This is a genomic window from Rhodoferax saidenbachensis, from assembly GCF_031457975.1.
In the GTDB taxonomy this organism is placed as follows: domain Bacteria; phylum Pseudomonadota; class Gammaproteobacteria; order Burkholderiales; family Burkholderiaceae_C; genus Allorhodoferax; species Allorhodoferax saidenbachensis_A.
The window spans coordinates 771047-777178 of the sequence record NZ_JAVDXO010000002.1 but is presented as its reverse complement, the minus strand read 5'-3'; the positions used below and the strand labels follow the sequence as shown (position 1 = coordinate 777178).

Annotated in this window: 5 protein-coding genes; all 5 read right to left on the bottom strand. The window is 60.9% G+C overall.

Going from position 1 to position 6132, the window contains the following annotated elements:
• The coding region (locus tag J2X15_RS07965) for a retention module-containing protein (RefSeq protein WP_310341194.1) at window positions 1-1351 on the bottom strand (1351 nt) is incomplete at its 3' end.
• A gap of 92 nt (window positions 1352-1443) precedes the next feature.
• Complete coding sequence (locus tag J2X15_RS07960) at window positions 1444-2082, bottom strand: response regulator transcription factor (RefSeq protein WP_310341193.1); 639 nt, start codon at window positions 2080-2082, stop codon at window positions 1444-1446.
• Complete coding sequence (locus J2X15_RS07955; protein ID WP_310341190.1) at window positions 2079-3500, bottom strand: HlyD family type I secretion periplasmic adaptor subunit; 1422 nt, start codon at window positions 3498-3500, stop codon at window positions 2079-2081. The genes J2X15_RS07960 and J2X15_RS07955 overlap by 4 nt, the downstream gene beginning before the upstream one ends.
• Window positions 3500-5686, bottom strand: coding sequence for a type I secretion system permease/ATPase (locus J2X15_RS07950; RefSeq protein WP_310341188.1), 2187 nt, complete (start codon window positions 5684-5686; stop codon window positions 3500-3502). Before J2X15_RS07950 ends, J2X15_RS07955 begins: the two co-directional genes overlap by 1 nt.
• A gap of 3 nt (window positions 5687-5689) precedes the next feature.
• Window positions 5690-6013: a hypothetical protein gene (locus J2X15_RS07945; protein ID WP_310341186.1), complete on the bottom strand. Its 324-nt coding sequence runs from the start codon at window positions 6011-6013 to the stop codon at window positions 5690-5692.
• Window positions 6014-6132 lie beyond the last annotated feature (119 nt).

The window sequence follows — 6132 nt, the reverse complement described above, 5'->3', positions numbered from 1 at the left end:
ACTCACCGGGGATGGCGCCATCGGTCTCGGCGACCGTCTTGTTGCCCGCAAACCCTGCGCCGTTCTCATCGGGGACGGAGACGCTGGGGGAGCCATCGGTATGGCCATTGATGGAGATGGTCAGGGTGGCGGTGGAGGTGGAGCCATCACCGTCGGTGATGGTGTAGGTGTAGGTATCGGTCAGAGGAGCGCTGGCATCGTTGAGTGCATTGACCGTGGCATTGCTGTTGTCCAGCGTATAGGTGTAAGAGCCATTGGCGTTCAAGACCAGAGAGCCATAGGAGAGGGTCACGGTCGCGGGGGTGACCGGGGTGGCGTTGGTGTCAGCGCCCACGGTATCGGCGCCAGTGCCGGTGAGCACCGAGCCAGAGACGGTATTGGTGGCGGCGTCCTCGGTGATGGAGGCGGCGTCATTGACAGCGACGGGCTTGCTGTCGGTGATGACGATATCGAGGTTGTTGGCTGTGCTGGTGGCGCCCAGGGAATCGGTGACCGTGACGGGAAAAGCTGCGGTGACGGAGGCATTGGAGCTGTGCACCACGGGATCAAAGGTATAGCTGACCTTGCCGGTGGCAGGGGCGTAGCCATTGAGCACCAGCGTGCCATCGGTGGTGGTGATGGAGACAGGCGTGGTGCCCAGAGCGGCGAGCTGAGCTGCGCTCAGGGTTGTGCCGCCCACGGAAATACTGGCCAGGCCGGCAGGCGCGGAGACGGTGAACTCACCGGGGATGGCGCCATCGGTCTCGGCGACCGTCTTGTTGCCCGCAAACCCTGCGCCGTTCTCATCGGGGACGGAGACGCTGGGGGAGCCAGGTGGCGTTGTGGTTCCCGATGCGGTGGTCGTGGGCGGGTTGGCTACCCCCGATGGATCAAATTCGGTGACATCCTGCTGGTTGTTGTCGCGCTGGATGCCCAATGGGGTCAACTCTTCGTTGATGCGCAACACCCGGACAAAGCTGTGTGAGTCGCTGGCATCACCGCCAGAAAGGCCTGCGGCGGTGGCGTCCAGTTCCGCGGAAAGGTCGCCTGTTCCACTAGCGAGAACCTTGGCAATCGCCTCCGCGCCACTGTTGAGATCCTTGAGTGCAGTTTCCGTCGGGTCGGTCTTGATCGTTCCCAGCAGGTTGGCGTCAATCAGCAGTTCACGGCCAGATTCGACAGTGATGAGCTGGTCATGGGGCATGGCCAGTTCAAGCCGCGTGCCATCTTCTGTTGCGATGACCTGGCCCTCTTGAACTTCATCGCCCAGGCGCAAGGCTTTACGGCTGCCATCCGGGTTCACGATCCATGCATTGCCTTGCAGAACAACGACAACACCACGTGCTTGGGCGGAAACTTGATTGGCAGCCATGAAAACTCCGGAATTCAGCTAATTGGATCAGCTGACTCTAGGGGAAGGCGGTGCGCGTGGCTATTGTCCTTGGGTACAGGTTTTGTGCTTTTTTATTGGATTCCGTGGACTTTCAAGGCCAGCTGCAGGCGGTCGGAGACGCCTAGTTTCTCAAAAGCGGCGCTGAGATGCGCTTTCACCGTGCGCTCGGAAATTCTGCAGGCACCCGCAATGTCCAAATTGGAGGCTCCTTTGGCGGCCATCACGGCCACCTCAGTCTCCCGGTGGGTCAGCAAACTGCTCCATGTAGAAGAGGGTGCAGAGACCAGGGGGGCGGCCAGATTGGCGCCGCGGATCAGCCTTTGCATCAGAGCGGAGCCAATCCAGACATGTCCTGTTTGGATTACTTGTTGGATTTGGCGCAAGGTGCCGGGGTCTGAAAATGCATGGCAATACCCTGCGCAACCGGCGTCGAGAGCCGCCATGGCCTCGTCATCCTTGGGGTTGGAGCTTGCCGCAATGACACGGTGCCCTGCATTTCCCCACAGAGCTTGCCAAGTCGGGTCTTGCCACTTGGGTAGGTCGGGCAGGGCCAAATCAAGCCAAATTTGAGCTCCCTTTGGCAAAGCGAGCGCATGCAGTTCCTGAAAACTCGCCGCGGCAAAAGCTTTGGGGTGCCCCAATGCTTTTTGCCAGTGCAGGCGCAAACCCGCGTCGCGCGTCGCATAGACCCAAGCCTTGGCCCCGCTCATCGTTCGGTCATCGCCTTCGCGCGGGCTCGCAAGATGGGTTTCAGCAAATACGACAGTACCGATTTTTTACCCGTAAGGATGTCCACTTCTGCGACCATGCCGGGAATGATGGGGAACTTCTGGGGGCCAATGCTGTTGGACAGCGTGCGCACGCGCACCACAAAGTAGGCATTGCCTTTGTCATCGACCACACTGTCCGCGCTGATCTGCTCCAGTGTGGCTTCCAGTCCACCATAGATGGCAAAGTCATAAGCGGTAAATTTGACCAGCGCTTTTTGCCCAGGCCGCAGGAAGGCGATGTCGCGCGGTAATACCTTGGCTTCCAGCAGTAGCGCGTCGTCTGACGGTACCAGCTCAATCACGTCCTTGCCAGGTTGCACAACACCACCCACCGTGTTGACCTTGAGCTGCTTGACGGTGCCATTCACGGGGGAGCGAATCTCGGTTTGCTTCACGCGGTCCTCCAGCGCGGCACTGCCTTCAGACAGTGCATTGAGCTTGGCATTCACCTCGCTCATTTCGGAGCGTGCGATGTTGCGGAAGGTCAGCTCCACCTCCTGGATCTTGCGGTTAGCCTCCGCCACGGCCGACTCCAGGCGCGGGATGTCGGAGCTTGCACTGTCGCGCTCACCGCGGTAACGGGCCACGTCACGCTCCAGGCGCAGCAGTTCCACATCCGACACCGCCCCAGTTTTCACCAATGGGCGTGTCATGTCCAGTTCTCGCGCGGTCAGGTTGTAGCTTTGCGAGGCCTGTTCACGCCGTGCGCGCACCGAGATCAGCTCCTGCGAGCGTTGGGTGGATTGCTGACGGGCTACACCAATCGTCGCATCCAGCTCTGCCCGGCGCGATTCGTACAACGTGCGTTCCTGTTCCACGATCTCCGGTGCCTGCTTCGTCACTTCGTCTGGAGGGATAAAACGTGAGCCCTCTGCCAGTGCGCGCAGACGCGCTGCCTTGGCCAGTAATGACAGGTACTGCGACTGGTTTTCCCGTAACGAGGACACCATGCGTGTGGGGTCCACCTTGAGCAGCAGGTCGCCGGCCTTCACGGTCTGGCCTTCGCGCGCCAGGATCTCGGACACGATGCCGCCGTCCAAGCTTTGCAGAATCTGGATCTGGCGTGACGGTATCACTTTGCCTTCGCCGCGCGTGACCTCGTCCAGCACGGCAAATGCCGACCACACCAGCAACACCACCGCCGCGATCAGGCTGAGCCATATGAGAATGCGCGCACCCTTGGGCGTTTGCTCGGCAATCGCCCAATCGGCATTGGCGTCAAAGTCGCTGTCTTGGTCGCTGTGTTTGCCGGTGACGGCCAGCAGGCCGCGGTCGATCCAGCGCGAGCACCAGCCATAAAAGCGGCCCCACAGCGCCATGAGCTTGGAGGATTTCGGTGCGGAGGGAGCAGTTGCCATTACACAGCCCTCCCAATGCGGCCGCTTTGCAAGGCTTCCACCACCTGGGCCTTGGGGCCATCGGCCATGATCTGGCCGTTGTCAATCACGATCAGGCGATCCACCAGCTCCAGCAGCGAGGTGCGGTGCGTCACCAGCACCACGGTCTTGCCGATGGTGAAGCGGCGCAGGCGCGCCTTGAGCAGATCCTCACTCTGGTGGTCCATGGCGCTGCTGGGTTCGTCCAGCAACAGAATGGGCGAGTCGTTCAGCACGGCGCGTGCAATTCCAACGGCCTGGCGTTGCCCGCCCGAAAGCGATTCACCGCGTTCGCCAATGGGCATGTCAAAGCCGCGCGGGTGGCGATTGGCAAACTCGGTGACACCGGCAATCTCAGCCGCTGCGATCACGTCCTGATCGTCGGCAAAAGGGGCGCCCAGGGCGATGTTTTCTTTCAATGTTCCGTAGAAGAGGCTGACGTCTTGTGAGACAAAGCCTGCGGCCCGACGCAGCTCGGCCGGGTCAATCTGGCGCAGGTCAATGCCGTCAATCAGGATGGCACCGTCCGTGGGCTGGTGCAGGCCCAAGATCAGGCGCTGGATGGTCGACTTGCCCGACCCGACGCGGCCAATGAAGGCCACCTTCTCGCCAGCATGGATCTTGAACGACACACGGCTCAGCACGGCCTGCTGTTGCCCGGGGTAGGAGAAGCTGACGTTCTTGAATTCAATGGTTCCTTGGAATCCGGCGCGGTGCAAAAACGCGGCGTCGTCCGCGCGTTCGGGCTGTGTTTGCATGTGGTTGGCAATCGACGCCAACCCGCTTTTGGCATTGTGGTACTGCATCAGCAGTCCGGCCACCTGGCCAAACGGCGCCATGGCACGCCCGGCCAGCATGGAGGCCGCGATGATGGCGCCCATGCTGATCTGGTTAGCCATCAGCAGGTACACGCCCACGATCACGGTGGTGACTGACACCAGCTGCTGCATCATTTGCGCAAAGTTCAGCGTGGCATTGGACAGCAACTTGAGCTTGGTGCTGTTTTGCGCCAAGAACACCGTGGACTGTTCCCATTTGCGCTGAAAAGCACTTTCAGCCACCATGAATTTGATGGTCTCAATGCCCACCAGGCTTTCCACCAGTGTGGCGTTGCGCTGCGAAGACGCGCGCTGGGTGACGTCCACCAGCTCCTGCATCTTTTGCTGCACCACCAGCGAAGCCACCAGCAGCATGCCGATGCACACCAGCGGCGGCAGCACCAGCCAGGGTGAAATCCAGATGATGACGACAAAGAACACCAGTACAAACGGCAGGTCTACCAGGGTGGTGATGGAGGCAGACGCCACAAAGTCACGCACCGATTCAAAGGCGCGCAGGTTGGCTGCAAATGAGCCGACCGACGCTGGGCGGTCGGCCATGCGCAGGCCCAGTACCCGCTCCATGATGCGCGAGGACAGCGTTACATCGATGCGTTTGCCCGCCGTGTCCAGGATGTAGGCGCGCAGCACGCGCAGCGCGGCGTCAAAGCACATCATCACCAGCACGCCAATCGCCAGCACCCACAGTGTTTCTTCTGCTCGGTTGGGAACCACGCGGTCATAGACCGTCATGGAGAACATGGGCATGGCCAACGCAAAAAGGTTGATCAATAGGGCCGCCAACAGGCTGTCACGGTACAGGCGCCAGTTCTGGAACACCACGCTCCAGAACCAGTGGCGTGCTTTGACATCGCCGGTCTGTGGCGTGCGTGGGTCGAACTTGAACACCGGCCGCACAAAAAACACTACACCGGCAAACAGTGCTTCCAGCTCTTCCTTGGGCAGCACATCCCCCGATTCACCGCTTTCTGGAAAGCGCACACGGGCTTGTCCGTCATCCATCCACTCCAGCAGCAGGCAGGCCTGCTTGTCCTTGAGCATCAGGATCACCGGCAGTAGCCCGGGCCGGAGGTTGGCGAGCGCACGCCGCGCCAGTCGTGCGGTCAGTCCGGCACGGGCTGCCGCGCGCGGCAGCAAGGCAGGGGTGACGAGGTTGCTTTCCAGCGGTAGCCCTGCGGACAAGGCCTCCTGGCTGGTAGAGATGCCAAAGATCCGGGCAATCGCCACCACACTGTCCAGCAGCGGATCGAAATGGACGCTGTGCTCACCCAAGCGCCAGGCGGTGGGCTTGGGTTGGTGGGTGGGTGTTGAAGGGGGAGTGGACACCATGGGTTACAGCAGACGGTCGTCTCCGCCCAGCAAGTTCAGCGCACCTTGCATGCGGTTGCGCAAGCCCTTGCGCAGTGTCAGTTTGCGCTGCGCTGCGGCTGGCAAATCGGTGTGGCGGATCACGTTCTTCATGATCAGTGTGTCGATCAAGTCTTCCAGCACGCGCACAAACTCCGCATCGGCTGCGTCGAACCCCGGCTCCGTGGATCGCGCACCCATGAAGCCTACGATGTCGGGGTGGGTATCGTCCAGAAACTCGCCCCCCGCGCGCTCTTGCCGAGACAGCGAGGCGATGGACCCATCTGCATTGCGAAGTACGTGGAACATGGCAGTGGTTCGTGAGGTGGTTCCTGGCAAACTGTATGCAATTCGCTTGTTGTGCTGGATGTTAGCACCAGCTTTGCACAGCGCTGCGCCAACCATGTCACGGTTTTCCCTTTGCGCAC

What these genes read in the sequence shown, in the direction of transcription:
- J2X15_RS07960 (WP_310341193.1), bottom strand. Translation starts at nt 2,082, where the DNA reads ATGAGCGGGGCCAAGGCTTGGGTCTATGCGACGCGCGACGCGGGTTTG.
- J2X15_RS07955 (WP_310341190.1), bottom strand. Translation starts at nt 3,500, where the DNA reads ATGGCAACTGCTCCCTCCGCACCGAAATCCTCCAAGCTCATGGCGCTG.
- J2X15_RS07950 (WP_310341188.1), bottom strand. Translation starts at nt 5,686, where the DNA reads ATGGTGTCCACTCCCCCTTCAACACCCACCCACCAACCCAAGCCCACC.
- J2X15_RS07945 (WP_310341186.1), bottom strand. Translation starts at nt 6,013, where the DNA reads ATGTTCCACGTACTTCGCAATGCAGATGGGTCCATCGCCTCGCTGTCT.